This is a genomic window from Streptantibioticus cattleyicolor NRRL 8057 = DSM 46488, assembly GCF_000240165.1.
In the GTDB taxonomy this organism is placed as follows: Bacteria; Actinomycetota; Actinomycetes; order Streptomycetales; family Streptomycetaceae; genus Streptantibioticus; species Streptantibioticus cattleyicolor.
In genome coordinates this window covers 366418-383871 of the sequence record NC_017585.1, presented here as the reverse complement: position 1 = coordinate 383871, position 17454 = coordinate 366418, and the positions used below count along the sequence as shown (strand labels likewise).

General features: G+C 74.4%; 16 protein-coding genes. 5 read left to right on the top strand and 11 right to left on the bottom strand.

The genetic code is table 11. From position 1 onward, the window contains the following. Positions 1-74 precede the first annotated feature (74 nt). Genes SCATT_RS29245 through SCATT_RS29225 form a run of 5 tightly spaced genes read right to left on the bottom strand, consistent with a single transcriptional unit; the run spans position 75 to position 7435 of the window. Positions 75-2588 (bottom strand): acyl-CoA reductase, encoded by a 2514-nt coding sequence (locus SCATT_RS29245; protein ID WP_014151798.1) that lies wholly within the window; start codon positions 2586-2588, stop codon positions 75-77. Continuing rightward, a complete protein-coding gene (locus tag SCATT_RS29240; protein ID WP_014626766.1) occupies positions 2585-3748 on the bottom strand; it encodes a LuxE/PaaK family acyltransferase in 1164 nt (387 codons plus the stop codon). Before SCATT_RS29240 ends, SCATT_RS29245 begins: the two co-directional genes overlap by 4 nt. Continuing rightward, the gene (locus tag SCATT_RS29235; RefSeq protein WP_014151800.1) at positions 3745-4887 is read right to left on the bottom strand and encodes a GNAT family N-acetyltransferase; all 1143 of its coding nucleotides are present in this window, start codon (positions 4885-4887) and stop codon (positions 3745-3747) included. The genes SCATT_RS29240 and SCATT_RS29235 overlap by 4 nt, the downstream gene beginning before the upstream one ends. After that, the gene (locus SCATT_RS29230; protein WP_014151801.1) at positions 4884-6176 is read right to left on the bottom strand and encodes an MFS transporter; all 1293 of its coding nucleotides are present in this window, start codon (positions 6174-6176) and stop codon (positions 4884-4886) included. The genes SCATT_RS29235 and SCATT_RS29230 overlap by 4 nt, the downstream gene beginning before the upstream one ends. Next, positions 6173-7435, bottom strand: coding sequence for a phenylacetate--CoA ligase family protein (locus SCATT_RS29225; RefSeq protein ID WP_014151802.1), 1263 nt, complete (start codon positions 7433-7435; stop codon positions 6173-6175). The genes SCATT_RS29230 and SCATT_RS29225 overlap by 4 nt, the downstream gene beginning before the upstream one ends. Before the next feature lie 835 nt (positions 7436-8270). Here SCATT_RS29225 and SCATT_RS29215 point away from each other — a divergent pair. Beyond that, complete coding sequence (locus SCATT_RS29215; RefSeq protein ID WP_014151804.1) at positions 8271-8720, top strand: hypothetical protein; 450 nt, start codon at positions 8271-8273, stop codon at positions 8718-8720. Here SCATT_RS29215 and SCATT_RS29210 read toward each other — a convergent pair. Further along, the gene (locus SCATT_RS29210) at positions 8704-9507 is read right to left on the bottom strand and encodes an alpha/beta fold hydrolase (protein WP_014151805.1); all 804 of its coding nucleotides are present in this window, start codon (positions 9505-9507) and stop codon (positions 8704-8706) included. The two genes, SCATT_RS29215 and SCATT_RS29210, sit on opposite strands and share 17 nt — an antisense overlap. A 62-nt stretch (positions 9508-9569) precedes the next feature. Between SCATT_RS29210 and SCATT_RS29205 the strand changes: the two genes are divergently transcribed. Beyond that, entirely contained in the window at positions 9570-9983 is a 414-nt protein-coding gene (locus SCATT_RS29205) for a MarR family winged helix-turn-helix transcriptional regulator (protein WP_014151806.1), read from the top strand. A gap of 48 nt (positions 9984-10031) precedes the next feature. On the opposite strand, the gene SCATT_RS29200 is transcribed toward SCATT_RS29205, so the two are convergent. Both SCATT_RS29200 and SCATT_RS29195 read right to left on the bottom strand, forming a co-directional pair. Continuing rightward, the gene (locus tag SCATT_RS29200) at positions 10032-10310 is read right to left on the bottom strand and encodes a DUF6213 family protein (protein WP_014151807.1); all 279 of its coding nucleotides are present in this window, start codon (positions 10308-10310) and stop codon (positions 10032-10034) included. Positions 10311-10377: 67 nt separating this feature from the next. Beyond that, on the bottom strand, positions 10378-13326 hold the full coding sequence (locus SCATT_RS29195) for an ATP-binding protein (protein ID WP_014151808.1): 2949 nt from the start codon (positions 13324-13326) through the stop codon (positions 10378-10380). A 166-nt stretch (positions 13327-13492) separates the two neighbouring features. Between SCATT_RS29195 and SCATT_RS29190 the strand changes: the two genes are divergently transcribed. Further along, complete coding sequence (locus SCATT_RS29190; RefSeq protein WP_042507707.1) at positions 13493-14158, top strand: helix-turn-helix transcriptional regulator; 666 nt, start codon at positions 13493-13495, stop codon at positions 14156-14158. Positions 14159-14383: 225 nt separating this feature from the next. Here the strand turns inward: SCATT_RS29190 and SCATT_RS29185 are convergent, their stop codons facing one another. Beyond that, a complete protein-coding gene (locus tag SCATT_RS29185; protein ID WP_014151810.1) occupies positions 14384-14764 on the bottom strand; it encodes a MerR family transcriptional regulator in 381 nt (126 codons plus the stop codon). A 133-nt stretch (positions 14765-14897) separates the two neighbouring features. Here SCATT_RS29185 and SCATT_RS29180 point away from each other — a divergent pair, with 133 nt between their 5' ends. Both SCATT_RS29180 and SCATT_RS29175 read left to right on the top strand, forming a co-directional pair. Next, on the top strand, positions 14898-15110 hold the full coding sequence (locus SCATT_RS29180; RefSeq protein ID WP_014151811.1) for a helix-turn-helix transcriptional regulator: 213 nt from the start codon (positions 14898-14900) through the stop codon (positions 15108-15110). Then, the gene (locus SCATT_RS29175; RefSeq protein WP_014151812.1) at positions 15079-15486 is read left to right on the top strand and encodes a hypothetical protein; all 408 of its coding nucleotides are present in this window, start codon (positions 15079-15081) and stop codon (positions 15484-15486) included. The genes SCATT_RS29180 and SCATT_RS29175 overlap by 32 nt, the downstream gene beginning before the upstream one ends. Here SCATT_RS29175 and SCATT_RS29170 read toward each other — a convergent pair. Both SCATT_RS29170 and SCATT_RS29165 read right to left on the bottom strand, forming a co-directional pair. Further along, complete coding sequence (locus SCATT_RS29170) at positions 15447-16691, bottom strand: MFS transporter (protein ID WP_014151813.1); 1245 nt, start codon at positions 16689-16691, stop codon at positions 15447-15449. The genes SCATT_RS29175 and SCATT_RS29170 overlap by 40 nt on opposite strands. 73 nt (positions 16692-16764) lie before the next feature. Beyond that, complete coding sequence (locus SCATT_RS29165) at positions 16765-17346, bottom strand: TetR/AcrR family transcriptional regulator (protein WP_014151814.1); 582 nt, start codon at positions 17344-17346, stop codon at positions 16765-16767. Positions 17347-17454 lie beyond the last annotated feature (108 nt).

Genomic DNA, 17454 nt, shown 5'->3' with positions numbered 1-17454 from the left:
GCGGCTGCGGACGCCGGGCGGCCACGCCCCGACGACCGGTGTGGTGCGGACCGGGCCCGCACCACACCGCCGGGTCACCGCAGGTCGACCACGGAACGCAGCTTGCCGCTGGTCGCGGTGCGCTCGAAGGCGGCGATCCCCGCGGTCTCCACCGAGCAGGACAGCAGCCCCTCCGCCACCGCTTCCGCCAGCTCCGGCACCGCGGCCAGGAACGCCTCCCGGGCCACGTCCGCCTCCGGCGCGTACCGTTCGTCCATCCGCAGCGTCAGCCGCTCCCGGCCGTCCTCGGCGCTCAGCACCAACTGGAGCTCACCGGTGTAGTCCAGCGCCTCGTCGGCGACGGTCACGAAGCGGCGGTAGTTGAAGAAGTACGTGCCGGCCCGCACCACGTCGCCGTACCGGCCGAGCAGTTCCACCCGGGGGGCGTGGCTGCCGCAGGGGCAGCGGCCGGGGACGAGCCGGCCCAGGTCGCCGATCTCGTAGCGTTCCAGCCGCTGGCCGAGGCGGGCCCGGGAGGTGAAGACCAGCCGTCCCGGCTCGCCGGGGGCCACCGGGCGGTCCTCCTCGCGGTCGAGCACCTCCAGGGTGTGCAGATCGGTGAGCACGTGGTGCACCGAGCCCTCGGAGGAGGTGCACTGGTAGCCCAGCGGGCCCAGGTCCGTGCTGCCGTAGGCGGCCGAACGGATCACCTCCACCCCGAACTCCTCGGTGAGGACCCGGCGTTGGCGCGCGGTGAAGTGCTCGCCGCCGTAGAACACCTTGCGGATGCCGCCGTACGCCCGCAGCCGGTCGGCCTCGGCGTGGAAGAGCTGCCACAGGTACGAGGGCATCCCGAAGACCGTGTCCACCCGGTAGGCCACCAGCGCCTCGGCCACCGCGGCGTGGTCGGTCCCGGCCGCCATCGGGATCTGGGTGGCGTTGAGCCGCTCGAAGACGGAGAAGAAGCTGATGAAGCTGCCGTACATCGCGCCGCAGTAGAACAGGTTGGCCGCCCGGTCGCGCGCCGGGTCGAAGCCGGCGGCGAGCAGTCCGTCCGCGGCGACCCGCATCTGGTGGTCGTAGTCGGCGTTGGTGAAGACCGACAGCGCCGGGGCGCCGGTGGTGCCGCCGCTGCGGAAGTACAGGTGGGCGTGGCGGTCGTCGAGGGTGGCCAGCGCCCGCTGCACGTCCGCCTTGCCCAGCAGCGGACCGGTCGGCGCGGGCGGCAGCACCGGCGGCGCCGCCAGGTCGTCCAGGCAGGCCACCGCGTCCCATCCGGCGCCCTCGGCGCGGACCGCGACCCGGCGGCTGTAGCGCTGCAACGGGTAGACGCCGTCGTGCGGTTCGCCCGGGTAGCCGTCGGGCATCGAGCCGACCGGGGTGATCCGGGTGACCCCGGCCGCCAGCAGCACCCGGGCCACCTCGGCGGCCTCGGCGGGGCCGCCGCCGACCGCCGCGGTCTGGAGGTAACGGCGCATCGGGCGCAGCGTGGCGATCGCCTCGTGCCGGGGCAGCGGCTTGACCCACACGCTGCGGTGCAGCGGGGAGGCGGTCAGCGCCGGACGGGAGTCGGCCAGCACCCGCCAGGAGCCGTCCTCGGCGGCGAACACCCGGGTCAGCCCGAGGTGTTCCTCCAGCCTGGCCACGAGTTCGGTGGTGGTGACCTCGGCCCGTTCGGCGACCGAGGACGGGGCGGCGGGGTGCCGTCCGGAGACCTTGGCCAGCCGCGCGGCGAAGCGCTCCGCGAAGGCGAACACCTCGTCCGGTTCCGCCGTGTCCAGGTAGACCACCTGCGGGCTGGAGCACGCCTGCTGCTCGAAGCGGCACACGTCGCCGGCGAGCGCGTCCAGCGTGCCGTCGTCGGCGGCGGCGCGCGTTGTGAGGTAGGCGAAGGAGATCCGGTGACCCCACTCCACCACCCGGCAGCCCGGCGGCACCAGTTCGGCGACGGCGGCCACCGCCTCCTCCCCGCCCCACGCGGCCACCGCGTCGGCGTGGGCGCACATCAGGCGCAGCCACTCGCGCCGCGCGGAGGGGAACCGCAGCGCGACGATCCGCTCCGCGACCCGCCCGGTCGGATCGGCGGCGCCCAGCTCGGCGAGGATCCGCAGCGCCAGCGGCGAGTCGGACGCGCTCACCTTGAGCACGTTGAGGTTGCCGGTGAGCAGCCCCTCGACCACGCTCAGCGGCGCCACGGAGGCGGCGTTGCCGGGGGCGACGTGGGCCAGCAGACCCACCGGCGCCCACGCCTCGTACACCGTCTCCCGGGCGTCCGGGCGGGTCAGCCGGTCCGGCCGCAGCCCGCCGAGTTCGCGGCGCACCTTGCGTTCCAGCGCCTCGCGGTCGAGCGCGGCGGCCACCTCGTCGAGCACGCCGTCGTCCTCCGGCCCCGCCCACGGCGCCAGCCGGGCGCGTACGGCGCCGTTCACGTCACGCAGGCCCTCGCTCAGCGTCGCGCAGGCGGCGAGCACCACCTCGACCGGCAGCGGATCGGCCAGCACCTGGTCGGCCAGCGCGGACAGGCCGGCCAGGCGCCGCTCCGCTTCGGCGTCGTCGACGAACTCGCCCTGCCACAGCTGGAGTCGGGCCTTCGGGGAGGTGGTGGTCACGACATTCCCTTCATCAGTTCGGCGGCGGCCACCGCGCAGCTGCGGTTGCGGCTCACCCCGGCGCGGCCGTGGACGGTGAACCAGTCGGTGGGCGACGGGCACGGGCACTCCGAACCCGGGTGGAGCGAGGCCAGGTCACCCATGACCACGCTGTGCGCGGGCACCGAGGTGATGTACGGCGAGACCAGGTGGAGGAAGCCGCGTTCGCCGTAGGGGAGCGGGCGCAGCGTCCCGGTGTCGCGGACCGCGGCCCGTGACCACACGGGTACGTGCAGCCGGTGGTGGGCGCACTCCACGTACGGCACGCTGTGCTCCACCGAGCCGAAGGTGTCGCGGATGCGGTCGCCGGGTATCCCGAGCCGCTCGGTGACCTCGGCGTAGAACTCCTCCTTGGGCAACTGGCGGTCCGCGTGCCCCTTCCAGCCGCCGCCGAGCACCACCAGCGACCCGGCGGGCAGCCGCAGCGGCGGCAGCCCCATCGCCCGCATCCGTTCCAGCGTGAAGTGGAGGAACGCCGGGAACCCCAGGATGCGCACGGGCACGTCCTGTTCGGCGAACCGCTGGAGCGTGGCGACGCAGCCGTGCACGTCGAACTCGTGGCCGGAACCGGTGTGCCGCAGCGCGTGCACGACCTGCCGGGCCGGCGCGAAGTCGCACAGGTAGTTGTCGGTGAACGAGGTGCCCAGGCGCAGCCCGGGAGCCGGTTCGTAGCTGTACAGCAGGTAGTTGACCGGCTGGTCGGGGGTGATCCAGCCGTAGTGGTCGAAGATGCGGGCGACCATGCGCTGGGCCGCGCGGATCGTCCAGGTGTCGAAGAACATCTGCGACTTCTGGCCGGTCGTCCCGGAGGAGGTCAGATGGAGCGCGACCTCCTCGCGCGGGATCGACAGGACCTCGTGCCGCTTGAAGAACGTGGCGTGCACCAGCGGGGCGAGCACGTCGGCGCCCACGGTGGGGCGGGTCGGGGCCGGGGCCGCCAGCAGGGCGCGGAAGAAGTCACCGCGCCGCGCGTGCCAGTCGTGGACCTCGCGCATCGCGTCGGCGAAGAGCGCGTCGGCCTCCTCGCCGGCGGCGTACGGCTCGGTGATGTCGCACAGTCGCTGCAACCTGGCCAGCGCCGCCGGATCGGGGACCTGGACCGGTGCGAGATGGGGGTTCATCGGACAACCTCGTGAAGGGGCAGATAGGTGGCGCTCCAGGCGGTCAGGTACGCGCTCAGGTAGGGCTGGAGCAGCGGGCTGACGGCGGCCCGGCGGAAGTCGATCTGCCGGCTGGTGCGGGAGAGGACCACATGGTCGTGGAAGCGGTCGCCGATCCGGCGCATCGCCGGGTAGACGGCGCCGGGGACGAAGCCGGCGGCGAGGAAGACCTCCAGTGCCGTGGTGTCGGTCAGCGGCAGCAGGGTCTCCACGTAGTCGGCGCCGGCCCGGGTGACCGCGTTCATCAGCGCCTCCAGGGCGCCGTCGACCGCGGCCGGCCGCGGATGGACCGCGATCAGGGCGCAACTGGCGGCCACCGGGTCCAGCTCCGCGTACGCCTCGAAGCGTCCGTCGTGGGCGACCAGGACGGCGTTGGGGGCGTGCAGTGGGAAGAACCGGTCGTCGGTGCCGGGGAAGCGGTCGTGGAAACGGCGGCGGACGAACGAGGGCGCCGCGATCAGCTCGATGGGCTCGGCGCCGGGCGTCACGGGCCGGGGCGCCACCGGTCCGGCCGGGTCGGTCAGGGTGGCCCCGTAGTCGATGCCGACGGCCTGCTCGGCCGCGGCCAGCAACCCGGTCAGCTGCGCCGGTACCCGCCGCACCGGGGCCCGGCGCTCCAGCACGCCGTCGGCGTACCGGGCGAACAGCGCCAGGGTTTCGCACCCCTCGACCTCGACGGCGTTGGGCAGCAGACCGAGCGGGCGGAAGCCGTTGCGCACCGCGATCCGCTGCGGGCCCTCGGTGACCACGCGGGCGGTGGTGTACACCGAGTCCAGGCGGCCGGTGGCGAACGCCTCGTCGCACACCGCCGCGGTCAGCCGCGAGGCGAGTCCGCCGGTGCGGTGCGAGGGGTGGACGACCAGGCCGACCAGCTTGCCGATGCGGCTGCCGGGCTCGGTCTGGACGGCCGCGGAGCCGATCAGCGGGCCGTCGTCGGTGCGGGCGGTCAGCCAGTGGGCGTGGCCGCCGGTGATCAGCTCGCGCATCACCGCCGGGTCGCTGCCGAGCGGCACCGGGTAGCCGTGGCCGTACACCTCGAAGTACAACTGCCGCAGTTCGGCGATGTCCTGAAGGGCCGCGGGGGCCAGGGTGACGGTCACCGCGCGCCTCCGGTGGCCGCGACGGTACGGGCGGCGGGGCGGGCGGACGCCTCGGACCCCGCGTCGCCTCGGCTGCCCAGCCACCACAGCGCGACGGCGACCGGCAGCAGCCCGACGCCCTGGAGCAGGCAGAGCGCCCGCGCCGGCACGTGGTCGCCGAGCGCGCCGAACAGCAGCGAGGAGACCGGGAAGGTGGCACCCAGCAGGGCCTGCATCACGGCGAAGAACCCGGGCTTGTCGGCGGCCGGCACCAGCCGCTGGAAGAGCGCCACGAACCGCACGCCGATCACCCCGACGCACCAGCCCGCCACGACCAGCGCCGCGGGGGCGGCGATCCGGCCGGGGACGGCGGCCGGCAGGGCCAGCGCGGCGCCGGTCAGCAGCAGGCAGGCCGCGCCGATCGCGGTGGGGCGGCCGGGGACCCGGGCGCCGGTGAAGGAGCCGATCAGCGTCCCGGCGCCGAGCGCGGCCTCCAGCGAGGCCACCGTGGAGCCGGTGGAGTGCAGCACGTCGTGGGTGTACAGCGGCATGACGACGTAGACGGCGGTGGTGAAGACGTTGGCCGCGGCGAAGCAGAGCAACACCCGGCGGATGAACGGCAGTCCGGCCAGGACGGCGCGCAGCGGACGCGCGGCCCGCCCGTCGGCCTGGTCCGCCGGACCGTCCGCGCCGGTCGGCGTGGCGCGGTGCGGGAAACGGGTGGCCGACAGCAGCGCGCCGGCCAGCAGATAGGCGCCGGCGCTTCCGGCGACCACACCGGCGATGCCGCACGCGTCGACCAGCAGCGGCCCCAGCAGCCCGCCGGCGAGCCCGGCCAGCGACTGGGTGGACAGCTCGAAACCGGTGGCCGCCTCGATGTCGGCGTCCGCCACCAGCTCCGGCACCGACGTCGTCAGGCACGGGTCGAAGACCGCCTGGCAGGAGGCGAGGGCGAGCCCGGCCGCGTAGACGGCGGCCACCGGGGGCGTGGCCGCGTACGTCCACCCGGCCATGCCCGCGGCGACCAGGCCGGCCGCCGAGGCGGAGACCGCCAGCACCGCGCGGTGTGAACGGCGGGCGACGATCCGGGCCACCACCGGCGCCAGCGCCACCGGAGGCAGGGTGCCGGCCATCAGGAAGAGACCGGAGTCCAGCCCCCGGTGCTCCCCGGCGGCATACCCCACCAGCCACCACACCGCGCCGACCTGGAACATCCGGCCCGCGCCCTGGGTGAGCACCTGGGCGGCCCAGACCGAGCCGAAGGAACGGTTCCGCAGGACGACGGGCAGGCGGCGCGCCGAGGCGCTCACGAGTGCGGCCGTTCGTCGACGACGCGGATCAGCTTGCCCGAACGGGCGTTGACCGCCAGGTCGCGGTGGCGCACCCACTCCACCACCGGCGCGTTGACGTGACCGGCCGAGACGGCGGAGTCGTAGGCCGGACGGCCGGTGAGCAGCGCGGTGGTGATCGCCTCGGCCACCTTGTCGTCCTCACCGGCGAGTTCGTCGGCGGCCAGGCGCAGCAGCAGTTCGTCGCGGCCGTCCTGGCGCCGCACCACGAGCTGGACGCCGGTGATCCGGCCCGCATCGTCGGTGGCGGCGACGATGTCGTGCACGTCCTGGGTGTAGAGCGTCACCGGGCCGAGGCGCACCCCTTCCTCGGCGCGGCCGAGGATCCGGAAGAGCCCAGCGGCGCGGTCGACCCACTCGGCGCGGTCGCCCGCCGGGTAGCGCAGCACCGGCATCAGCCGCCGTCGCAGGTCGGTGACGACCAGGCGGCCCGGCACGCCCTCGGCGGTCACCGGGGTGTCGGCGTCGTCCGCCAGGATCTCCACCACGGTGTGCGGGGCGAAGACGCGGTGCACCCGGGGGTCCTCGCCCGGCACCGCCTCGCCGAGCAGGCCCGCGTCCACGCTGGCGTAGCCGATCGAGCGCACCTCGGCGGCGGGGAACGCCTGCTTCAGCAGCGGGAGTTGGTCGCCGAAGACGCATTCGCCGCCGAAGAAGAGGAGTTCCACGTCGGGCAGCGGACGGCCGGCCGCGACCAGGCGATCGGCCAGGGCGCACAACGTCGTCGGGGTGCCGGCGATCACCTGGGCCCGGAACTCCTCCAGGGTGGCCGCGGTGGATTCCCAGGAAGTGGCACCGCCCACGGGCAGCCGGACATTGGCCACCGGGGAACGGTGAAGTGAATCCAGGATGAACATGAAGCTGGCGTAGAGATCACCGGCGTAGAAAAGATCGGCCACCCGGTGACCCGGCCGCAGCCCCGCCGTGACGAGCCCGGCACCGAACGCGGTGGTGAACTCCTCCCATTCGGTGCGGGTGTACACGGAGAACTTCGGGGATCCCGTGGTGCCGCCGCTGCGGAAGACCACCGCTTCGTCGAGCGGCGCGGTCAGCAGCCGGTTGTCGCGCGGTGAGTTGGCCCGCCAGAATTCCGTCTGGGGCACCACCGGAAGGTCTTCGAGGGACTCGACCCGCTCCGGCAGGTGGGCGTAGAGCTCCTGGTAGAACGGGGAGTTGCGGCGCACGAACCGTATCAGCTCGGCGAGTTGTTGAACGGGCATCAATTTCCTGTTCAATGAGATGTTCGGGGGAGCCGCGGGTGGCCGACGGTGGGTCGGCGCGCGGAGACGACGGACGCTCCGGGAATGCCGCGCGATCCCGCAGCGGGCTTCCACCGGAATGCCGTGACGGGTATCCGGAGGGGAACGGTGGGGCGTCCGAGGACGAATGCTATCTCATCATTCGGGACGCGTTTGCGCCAACTGCGTCCGGTGCTGGGCGACTTGGGCGCGCGCGGACGGATGCCAGCCATTTCGGGTTCCCGGTCCGCGCGGAGACGACCGTCACAAACCGGCCGGTCAGAAGCGCCCTGACGGGCCGCGCGGCGAAAACGACATGGCGGGGACCATAAGTCTTCGTTAAAAGCCCTGTTACCCGGGTTTATGAATCGGCCGTCGCCGGATGTCCGGTCCGCGCCCCCGTCGATCACGTGGGTGATGCAACCATCTCGGCGCCCGGGCCGTCCGCGACGCGTGCGCACGTGGTGCGGCGTGCTCGCCGCGAGCCGGCCCGGGGCGGCGTCGCCCTCGGGGGGGTGGTGGTGAATTCCCGCGCCGGTGTCGTGCGCCCGTTTTCGGGGCCGGTGATCTCCGTGCGTCCGGGGAATCGCGTGGGGGATTCGTTTTTCCTCGCGCCGGACGGAAAGGGGTCTTCTCGCGGCGGAATCTCCGGAGTTACGCCTCTTGACGCGCCCGCACGGGTCCGAAACCACGGGGGGCGGACGCGAAGGCGGCGGCGGTGATGGTGTTCTCCCCTTCCGCCGCCGGAGCCGCCGAATTCCCTTTTCCCGCCCGCCGCTTACCCGGTGAACGGGTGCCCGCTGAAAGGGGTTCCGCCATGACCGACGAATCCGGGGCGGGCCCGGTGGCCGCCGGCGCGGACGAACGGACGCCGCCCGGCGTCCGGGCCACGCTCTTCACGCTCACCGGCGACGAGGAGGACAAGGACCACGACACCGGCATCTACGTCACCGTCAAGACACGGGACGACAAGGGCCTGCTGGCCTCGGTCAACAACGCGGACAGCTCCGGAAAGGACATGACCACGTACAACGACGACTCGCACCACATCGTGCCGTTGGTGGTGGAGGCGCCCGGCGCGACCAAGCCGGATTGCGAGGGTTTCAAGGTCCGCATGTGGATCAAGACCAACGGGCACGACCACTGGCCCATCGACGACGCGCGGGTCACGCTCTATTTCAGTGACGGCACGACGCTCGTCGCCGAAAAGCTCGGATTCAGCCTCACGGACGACGGCGCCGGCGTCGAATTCACCTCCCCGTTCTGACCGGAGAGGCGGTGGTGCGGAGCAGTTGGGTTTCGATCCGGGCGAAGGTGGCCTCGGGCTGTTCGATGTGCGGAAGGTGGCCGGCTTCGGGGATGGTCTCGAAGCGGCCGTGGGGGAAGGCGTCCGCGAAGGCCGCGCCGTAGGCCGGGGTGACGACGCGGTCGCTCTCGCCCCACAGCAGCAGGGCCGGGATGTCGACGCGCCCCAGCCGACGCAGCAGCTTGGGGTCGTGCATGTAGGGGTCGCCCGCGATGACGCGCATGGTGGCCGCGTTGGCCTGGCGGACGGCGCGTTGAGCGGCCGGGAGGAGGGCGGGGTCCTGGAAGTGGCGGTCCGGGTCGTGCCAGGAGTGTTCGGCGAGACCGCGGGGGTCGAGGGCGAAGAAGTCGGCGATCGGCTCGCCCTCGACGCGCACGCCGACCGCGTTGATCAGGACCAGGCCGGAGATGAGGCCCGCGGTGTCACGCACCGCCATCTCGGCCGCGGCCCAGCCGCCGAGCGAGGAGCCGATGACGAGGACGTCGTCGAGGCCGCGGTCGTGCAGGTGGTGGAGGTAGGCGAGGGCCAGGTCGTCGATCCCGGTGCACCACGCGGGGCGGGGGGTGCCGTCCCAGCCGGGGTGGACGGGGGCGATGACGTGGGCGACGCGGGCCAGGCGCGCGGCGAGTCCGGCGACGGTGGCGGGGCCTCCGCCGCCGTGCAGGAGCAGCACGGGGCGGCCCGTTCCGGCCTCGGACAGGGTCAGCGGCAGGTCGTCGTGGACGACCGTGGTGATGTCGGTAGCCATGCCGACAGAGTAACTAAGGATGTTTATATAAGCTAGCTTAGTCGTTGGGTTAGGCTTGCCCCATGCATGGTGATCCGCAGGCCCTCGGCAGGGCGGTCAAACAGGCCCAGTACCGGCAGCACCGGGCGCTGGACAGCGCGCTCGCGGCCGTCGGCACGACGCTGGCGCAATGGGACGCGCTCCGCGCGATCAGCCGTTCCCCCGGAGCGTCGGCCCGCGAACTGGCCGCGGCGACGTTCCAGAGCGAGCAGGCGTTCGGCACGCTCGTCGGCCGCCTCGCCGCGCAGGACCTGGTCGACCGGCGGCCTGGCCGCGGCCGGCGCATCGAACACCACCTCACCCCGGCCGGCGAGCGGATCCTGGCGGCCGGGCACCGCGTCGCCGACCAGGTCCTCACCACCTGCTTCGCCGCCCTGACCGACGCCGACCGCGCGACCCTGCTGGAACTGCTCCGGCGCGTCAACGGAGAAGGCTGACGGGGAAATCCGACGCGGAGGGCTGACGGAGCGACCAGGGCCGGCCGCTCAGCCCGTCCCCGGGTCCGCCCCCGCGCCGCCCTGCGCCCCGGGGCCGAGGCGGGCGTCGGTCACCTCGGCGATGCAGGCCAGGTCGAGCTGGTCGGCGACATCGGTCAGGGTGCCCGCCAGCGTGTCCGCGGTCTGCCGGTCCAACTCCGGCTCCCCGGCCGCCGTCCACTCGCTCCACAGCGCGGCGATGCTGCGCAACAGCCGGGCGACATCGGCCGCGGGCATGTGGAGCTGCCCGTCGTGCCAGGCCATCGGTATCTGCCCCTGCGCACCCATCGGATCCTCTCCTCCCTCGTGGCTCGGCCGGGTCCGGGCCGCGAACCCTCGTACTGCTCCTGCCCGTTCAGCCGCCGCCGTCCCGCACCGACGGCCGGCGGCTCCCGGCCGGGTGCTGCGCGGCGCGGCGCAGCGGGCAGGGGTCGGCGCCGGGACGGGCGGACTCCAGGGCGTCGCCGGGTACGGCGGCCTCGGCCGGACGGTGGGCGAGGGCGGCGGCCAGCGCCGTCCGGCGGCGTATCCCCAGCTTCCGGTAGGCGCTGGTCAGATGGGTCTCCACGGTGCGCCGGGCGACGTGCAGCAGGGCGGCGATCTCGTCGTTGGTGCGGCCGTCGGCGGCGAGGGCGGCGATCCGGCGCTCGCTGCCGGTCAGCGCCGCGGAGCCGGTACGGGCGGTCGCCGCCCGCCGGACGCCGCCCTCGCGCAGCGCCTCCTCGGCCACCGCGCGCAGCCGGACCGCGCCCAGCCGTTCGGCCCGTTCGGCGGCCTCGCGCAACGGCTCGCGGGCCCGGGCGCGTTCCCCGGACGCGGTCAGCTGCCGGCCGTAGGCGATCAGCGCCGGGACGAGTTCGGTGGCCACCGGGGTGTCCCGCAGCAACCGGACGGACTCCGCGGCCAGTTCCACCCCGCGCCGGCCACCGGTCGCCTCGGCCAGCGCCCGCAGCGCCCGCCCCACCAGCCGCGGCGTACCCCACACCTCGGCCAGCCGCAGCTCCTCCTCGGCCAGCACCAGGGCGTCCCGGGGGCGGCCCAGCGCCAGCCGGCAGCCGGCCGCCGCCGAACGCCACGGGGTGACCACCGGACTGATCACGTCCCGCGCCGACTGACGGCGCCCGCACTCGGTGAAGTCGTCCAGCGCGCCCGCCGGATCACCGGTGGCGGCGCGCAACACCCCCCGCGCGTACAGGAACCGGTTGCGTTCCCACCCGTCGTTGACGCTGCGCGGATCGAAGCCGGCCGCGAGGCGCTCGGCCTCCCCGATCCGGCCCGTCTCCACCAGCGCGATCACCGCGTGCGCCTGGACGTTGAGCCGGCGGGCGGCCTTCGGGGGGTTCTCGGGGCACGGCCGGGCCTCGGGCAGCGCCAGCACGGCGGCGTAGTCCCCGCGGGCCGCGGCGATGTCCGCCCGGGTGTTGACCATCGCCGCCTGCATCGGGTGGAGCAACGAGGCGCGCTGCCCGGCCAGTCCGCGCCGGACCAGGCGTTCGGCCTCGTCGAGTTCGTCGGCCCACTGGGCGACCGCGGCGGCGGTGCCCAGCAGGAACGGTTCGCCAAGGGAGTCGGCGGGCTCCTCCAGCAGCCCCCGCACCCGTTCCATCGCCCGCCGCGCCGACGTCAGCCCGGCCGTCGACTCGTACCGCACCAACAGCGCCTGCCCGGCCGGGCCGAGCGCGCCCGGCGTCCGCTCCGCGGTCTCCCGCAACCACTCGTACACCTCCCGCCGCGCCCCCTGGTCCTGGTCCGACAGCAGCGCCGAGGCGAGGTGGACGGCGCGGGCCAGATCGGGGTGGCCGGCGAGCTGGGGACCCAGGTCGCGCAGCACGTCGAGGGCGGCGCGCACCTCACCGCGCTCGGCCATCGCGGTGCCCAGCGCCACCGCCGCCCGCACCCGGTCCCGGGCCGCCCCCGGCACCCGTACCGCCTCCACCAGCCGTGGTATCCCGGCCGACGGGCGGGCCGCGGCGAACTCCAGCGAACCCAGCTCGGTCAGCACCGCGGCCCGCCGCGCGGGCGCCAACGGCTCGTCCAGCGCCCGGCGCAGGAACGCCAGGGCGTCATCGGCGCGGCCGTCCCGTACCGCGCCCGCGGCGGCGTCCAGCAGCACCTCCACCGCCCACGGCGCGCCCACCGGGAAGGCCGGCAGCAACTGCCCGGCCACCGCCCCGGCGCACTCCCCGCGCCGCAGCAACGCCTCGGCGACCGTACGGTGCGCCGCCCGCCGGCGTGACGCGGGCCAGCCGCACAACACCGCGTCACGCAGCAGCGGATGGGCGTACCGCACCCGGCCGTGCGCGTCGACGGCCAGCAGGCCGAGGCGGGTCATCGCGGTGAGCCAGCCGCGTACCCGGGCCGGATCGGCGCCGGTCACCTCGGCGAGCAACTCCGCGTCGCCCTCGCCGTGGCACGCGTCGCCCGGCCCGCCGCAGCCGAGCGTGGCGAGCACCCGGGCCACCTCCGCGGTGGCCGGCCCGGCGCTCTCCAGCCACCACGACACGGTGGCCGGATAGCTGCCCGGGTACAGGGCGGCGCAGGACTCCGGGACGGGAGCGGGGCCCGCGTTCTGCCCGGTGCCGGTGCGCAGGTCGTCCAGGAGCGCCCGCAGCAGCAACGGGGTGCTCGCGGCGGCCCGTACGCAGTCGTCCACCCAGTCCGTCCCGGGGTCGCCGCCCGGAACGGCGGCGCGCACCAACTCCGCGGCGGCGTCCGCGCCGAGCGGGGCGAGCGTGTGGGTACGCACCAGCGCGGGGGAGAGCGCGTGCGCCAGCCCGGGCGCCGGGGGATCGATGTCGTACTGGCTGCGTTCGGTCACCACCAGCAGCACCGGCGCGTGGTCGATCCGCCGGGCCGCCTCGGTGAGCCAGCGGCGCGACGCGGGGTCGGCGAGGTGGACGTCGTCCACCGCGGCCAGCAGCGGTCCGCCGGCCGCGCGGGCCCGCAACCGGTGCCACAGCCACGCGGCCCGGTCCCGGTCGTACCCGTCGCCGGCCGGTGACGGCTCACCGCCGAGCCCCGGAGGCGGCGGCTCCGGATCCGCCGGCTCCGGCCCGTGGGCGAGGAGTTGGTGCACGGCGGCGAAGGGCACCGCGGTGTCCTCCGGCGAACAGCGGGCCCGCAACACCCGCATGCCGCCGGCCGCCGCGTGTTCGGCCACGGCTTCCAGCAGCGCGGTGCGGCCGGTTCCGGTGGCGCCGCGGATCAGCACCAGGCGGCCCGATCCGGCGCGGGCGCGGGCGGCCTCGGTGGCCACCGAGGCCAGGGTCTCGCCGCGTTCCCGCAGCGGCAGCGGGCCGGACATCGTTGCCTCCCATCGTGGACGTGTCGGTTCGGGTGTCGTGGTGCCGGTGCGGCCGATCTCGTGGTGCCGGCGCGGCGTTCCACGATGCCGGGACGGCCCGGACCACGGCATCGTGGTGCCGGTCCGCCGCAGGGCAGGGGGCGGGTGACGAGCCAGGGGAAGCGGTTTGCGTAGTTCAATCCGGACCACACCCAGCGAGACGGAGCCCGGAGCGCGGATCCCGGTGGCGATACACGCACCGGACCCGATCTCCCGGGCAGGAGCCCTCAGCCACCTGCGCCGGCACCCGGCGCTCGACCTGGTGGATGAGACGGAGACACCGGCGGGCGCGGTTGCGGTGCTCATCACCGAAACTCCCGACGAGGCCGCCCTGACCCGGCTGCGCACCCTGGTGCACACCGACAAGGCCCGGCCGGTACTCGTGGCGGGCGTGATCCGCGACGCCGAACTGATCCAGGTGATCGAGTGCGGCGTCGGCGTCGTCGTCTGGCGCCATGAGGCCACCGCCCAACGCCTCGTCCAAGCGGTCCTGGCCGCCTTCCGGGGCGACGGCGACCTCCCCGCCGACCTGCTCGGCCGCCTCATCGACCGGGTCGGTGCCCTCCAGCGCAACGCGTCCGGCCATCCGGGTCAGCCCTCCTCCGGTCTGGCGCCGCGCGAGGCCGACGTGCTCAGGCTGGTCGCCGAGGGGCTCGACACGGGCGAGATCGCGCGCAAGCTGGCCTACTCCGAACGCACGGTCAAGAACGTCATCCACGGGCTCACCACCCGGCTGCACCTGCGTAACCGGGCGCACGCCGTCGCTTATGCCCTTCGGGAAGGTTACATCTGATCAACCGGGCAACCGCCCCGGCCCTTCCGGGCAGCCCCCGACCCCGGCGGAGCGCGGACGCGTTCGACGGTACGGACGGCCGGGTCCGTCTCGATGGTCCGGACCGCGCGAGGTGTGGGGAATCCCGGCAGGTGACCGCCGCGAGCGGAGGAACCTCGGGCGGTCAGCCCGGTGCGCCGGGGTGAAACTCCGTGAGCGCCACGGCGGGACGGGTGAGGTGTGCGCTCACGCCGCGGACGCGGCGGCCTCCGGGCACAACCCGGCGAGGCGGTCCCGGAGTTGGTCGCGGACCCGGGTGAGGTCGTCGATGCGCTGCTGGACGAGGGCGAGGCGCTGTTCGAACACCTCCCTCTTCGGGGCGGGGTCGTCGCACACGTGGCCGCCGACGAGTTCGTCCCGCAGGCAGCCGTCGATCAGCGCGAGGTCGTCCGTGGTGAGCCCGGCGGCGAGCAGCGTCCGGATGTTGGCCACCACCCGCACGGCGTCCGCCGGGTAGTCGCGGTACCCGTTCGCGGAACGCCCCGGGCGCAGCAGCCCGTGCTCCTCGTAGTAGCGCAGTGCCCGGGTGGTGGTGCCGGTCGCGCGGGCGAGTTCACCGATGCGCATGGTGTCTCCTCCGGGACGTGGGTGGTGCGTACGGGAGTTTAGTGCCAGGTCAACCGCCACCTCCCCCGCGAGCCCGCCCAGCGATGTAAAGCACGCTTGACACCGCGCACGGGGTGACAAGTACGCTTTACACGTGCGGAACAGCGTCAGGGAACTGCGGTCGGCGCGGGGGCTCTCGCAGGGCCAGTTGGGAACGGCACTCGGGGTCTCACGGCAGACGATCAACGCCATCGAGACCGAGCGGTACACGCCCTCCCTGCCGCTCGCCCTGTCCATGGCCAAGTTCTTCCAGGTCAGCGTTGAGGAGATGTTCCATGTCGACGAGAGCCCGGCAGACGCCCCGTGACACGGCCAGGCGGTCCGTCCCCGGCTTCTTCCTCGCCGTCGGAGCCGCCTGCCTGGTGGCCGCCGCTGTCGGCGGCCGCCTCGTCGTCGGCCTGGTGACGTTCGGGATCCTGGCGGCGTGCAGCCTGGCGTTGGTGTTGCTGGGGCGCCGGAGCGAGACGTACCAGGGCCTCACCGACAAGGAACCCGACGAGCGGTTCGCCCGGATCGGCGGGCGGGCCTGGGCCGGCACGGGCGTGGTGCTCACCGTGGGGAACCTCTGCGCCTTCATCGGTGAGCTGGCGTCCGGAAGGAGCGGCGACCCGTACTTCTGGTTCCTGGCCACCGCCGCCCTCGCCTACATCGCGTTCGTCACCTTCCTGTCCCGGCACACCTGACCGCGCGACGACCGACGGCGCTCGCCCGCCGCCTCCCCGGCGGCCAGCGCCAGCGCCGCGAGCGCCACCACCCCGCCGGCCAGCGGGAGCCACCGCAAGCCGGCCCCCACGGCGATGACCCGGCCGCCGAGCCAACCGCCCAGCGCCGTGCCGAGGTTGAACGCCGAACTCTGCACCGTCAGCGCCAGGGTGCGGGCCCGGCCGGAGGCGACGTCGAGCATCCGGGTGTTCACCGCGGGGATCACCGCGTAGTAGGCGGCGCCGAACCCGAAGAGGCACACCACGGCCGCCGCCGGAACGTGTGCCGTCATACCCAGGAGCAGCAGCGAACCGGCGAGCGCCGCCAGCCCGGCGCACACCCCGCCGAGGACGGACCGGTCGGTGAGCTTGCCACCCACCAGGTTGCCGACCGTACCGCCGACACCGAACAGCAGCAGGAGCACCGTCACGGCCGACGGGCGGAAACCGGCGGTGTCGGTCAGCAGCGGCGTGACGTAGGTGTACGCGGTGAACGCCGCGGCGGCGGCGAGCGCGGTGACCGCGGTCACCATCCGTACCCGGCGATCGCCCAGCACCCTCAACTCCCCGCGGGAACCGGACTCTTCACCGCCCGGCGCGTCCGGGGTCAGCGCGGCCAACGGCACCGCGACCGCCACCGTGAGCAGCGCCACGGCCCAGAACGTGGCGCGCCAGCCGAGCCACTGGCCGAGCGCGGTGCCGATCGGCAACCCCGCGATCATGGCGAGCGCGAACCCCAGCGAGACCCGGGCCACCGCCGAACCGCGCCGGTGCGCCGGGACGACGTCCGCGGCCAGCCCGAAGAACAGCGGCATCAGCGCCGAGTGGGCGAGCGCCGCGAGGACCCGGCCGAGCGCCAACGGCAGGTAGGAGGGGGCCACCGCGGAGACCACGTTGCCCACCGCGTAGCAGGCCATGCAGGCCGCCACCAGCCGGCGGCGGCGTACCCGGCCGCAGGTCAGCGCCAGCACCGGGCCGCCCACCACCACCGTCAGCGCGAAGGCGCTCACCAGCAGCCCGGCGGTGGCCAGGGACACCCCGGTGTCCGACGCCATCCGGGGCAGCAGCCCGGCGATCATGATCTCCCCGGTGCCGAGGGTGAAGGCGCACACCGTCAGGACGGTCAGCGCCCACGAGGCGCCCGGCCGCTGCCGGGGTTGGGTCGAGGGGTTCCGTGTCGTTCGCATGGCAGCAGCCTCGACGTTGACGCCAGGGTGAAGGTCAAGTCACGGCCGCCGCGAACACCGGGGCGGTGCGCCCTCACCCCCGGCGGGCGAGGGCGCGGGAGGTGGCGCGGATGGTCCGCACCAGGTCGTCCTCGCCGACGGGCCGGCCGGCGTCGAGCCAGGAGAGCACCAGCTCGATGGTGAGCGCGGGGATCAGTCCGGCCACCCAGCGGCGGTGGCCGGGGTCGGGGAGGACATCGCGGAGGTGGCGTTCGGCGGTGCGGGCGGCTGCGCGGCTGCGTTCCTCGGCGTGCGCGGCGAACTCCGGCTCGCGCTGGGCGTGCCGGAACAGCATGCGGAACCCGTCGGGGTCGTCGCAGGCCGCCTCCACCAGCGCCCGCACGGTGCCCTCGTCGTACCGGTCGGGTGGCCCGAGGCGGGCCCGCAGCCGCTCCTGGGTGTCGTCGAGCACGGCTTGGTAGAGCACGGTCTTCGAGGCGAAGTGCCGGTAGATGATCGCCCGGGTCACGCCGGCCTCGCGGGCGACGTCCTCCAGGCCGGTGGCGGCGAAGCCCTGGCGGGCGAAGGCGGTGGCGGCGGCGCGGATGAGCTGCGCGCGCCGCTCGTCCCGCGGCAGCAGCCGCCTGCCTCCCGGTCTCTCCTCGGTGCGCGTCATGTCCTCATCCTCCCATCCCGTCCGCTCTCCCGAAGGTGTGTAGACGTCCATGTGTACACTCTCGCGTATACAGAAGGCGCCACCCCGGCCGACCGAGGAGACGACCCC

Bases quoted from the DNA above. Each gene is read 5' to 3' on its own strand.
- SCATT_RS29240 (WP_014626766.1), bottom strand. From the start codon at position 3,748: ATGAACCCCCATCTCGCACCGGTCCAGGTCCCCGATCCGGCGGCGCTG.
- SCATT_RS29225 (WP_014151802.1), bottom strand. From the start codon at position 7,435: ATGCCCGTTCAACAACTCGCCGAGCTGATACGGTTCGTGCGCCGCAAC.
- SCATT_RS29215 (WP_014151804.1), top strand. From the start codon at position 8,271: ATGACCGACGAATCCGGGGCGGGCCCGGTGGCCGCCGGCGCGGACGAA.
- SCATT_RS29210 (WP_014151805.1), bottom strand. From the start codon at position 9,507: ATGGCTACCGACATCACCACGGTCGTCCACGACGACCTGCCGCTGACC.
- SCATT_RS29205 (WP_014151806.1), top strand. From the start codon at position 9,570: ATGCATGGTGATCCGCAGGCCCTCGGCAGGGCGGTCAAACAGGCCCAG.
- SCATT_RS29200 (WP_014151807.1), bottom strand. From the start codon at position 10,310: ATGGGTGCGCAGGGGCAGATACCGATGGCCTGGCACGACGGGCAGCTC.
- SCATT_RS29195 (WP_014151808.1), bottom strand. From the start codon at position 13,326: ATGTCCGGCCCGCTGCCGCTGCGGGAACGCGGCGAGACCCTGGCCTCG.
- SCATT_RS29185 (WP_014151810.1), bottom strand. From the start codon at position 14,764: ATGCGCATCGGTGAACTCGCCCGCGCGACCGGCACCACCACCCGGGCA.
- SCATT_RS29175 (WP_014151812.1), top strand. From the start codon at position 15,079: ATGTCGACGAGAGCCCGGCAGACGCCCCGTGACACGGCCAGGCGGTCC.
- SCATT_RS29170 (WP_014151813.1), bottom strand. From the start codon at position 16,691: ATGCGAACGACACGGAACCCCTCGACCCAACCCCGGCAGCGGCCGGGC.
- SCATT_RS29165 (WP_014151814.1), bottom strand. From the start codon at position 17,346: ATGACGCGCACCGAGGAGAGACCGGGAGGCAGGCGGCTGCTGCCGCGG.